Raw genomic sequence first — 796 nt, 5'->3', positions numbered from 1 at the left:
AGGTCCAGTGGCACCAGTAGCACCTGTATTACCTTGAACGCCTTGAGGTCCAGTAGCACCAGTAGCACCCGCCGGCCCTTGAGCACCCTGAGGTCCAGTAGCGCCGGTAGCGCCCGTGTTACCTTGAACGCCTTGAGGTCCAGTGGCACCAGTGGCACCCGCCGGCCCTTGAGGTCCTTGAGGTCCAGTAGCGCCGGTAGCACCCGCCGGCCCTTGAGGTCCTTGAGGTCCAGTAGCACCCGTGTTACCTTGAGGTCCAGTCGGTCCAGGAGGCCCACCAGAAGGTCCGGTCGGTCCTGTAACTCCTATACCAGTAGCACCGGTAGCGCCAGTAGCCCCTGTATTACCTTGAGGTCCCTGAGATCCGGTAGCGCCAGTAGCGCCCGTATTACCTTGAGGTCCTTGAGGTCCAGTGGCCCCAGTAGCACCAGCAGGTCCTTGAGATCCGGTAGCGCCAGTAGCGCCCGTGTTACCTTGAGGCCCTTGAGGACCAGTGGCGCCAGTAGCCCCAGCAGGTCCTGTGTTACCTTGAGGTCCGGTAGCACCAGTAGCGCCCGTGTTACCTTGAGGTCCAGTAGCGCCAGTAGCGCCCGTGTTACCTCGAGGTCCGGTAGCACCAGTAGCGCCTGTGTTACCTTGAGGTCCAGTGGCGCCAGTAGCGCCCGTGTTACCTTGAGGTCCAGTGGCGCCAGTAGCGCCCGTGTTACCTCGAGGTCCGGTAGCACCAGTAGCGCCTGTGTTACCTTGAGGTCCAGTGGCGCCAGTAGCGCCCGTGTTACCTTGAGGTCCAGTGGCG

1 pseudogene is annotated in these 796 nt (G+C 62.2%); it reads right to left on the bottom strand.

What is annotated here, in order from left to right:
- Positions 1-796: pseudogene (locus PDQ40_RS28045) on the bottom strand (Gly-Xaa-Xaa repeat protein); the annotation flags it as partial.

Source organism: Bacillus cereus group sp. Bc061 (assembly GCF_027715825.1).
GTDB lineage: Bacteria > Bacillota > Bacilli > Bacillales > Bacillaceae_G > Bacillus_A > Bacillus_A paranthracis.
This window is presented reverse-complemented; position numbering and strand designations above follow the sequence as displayed.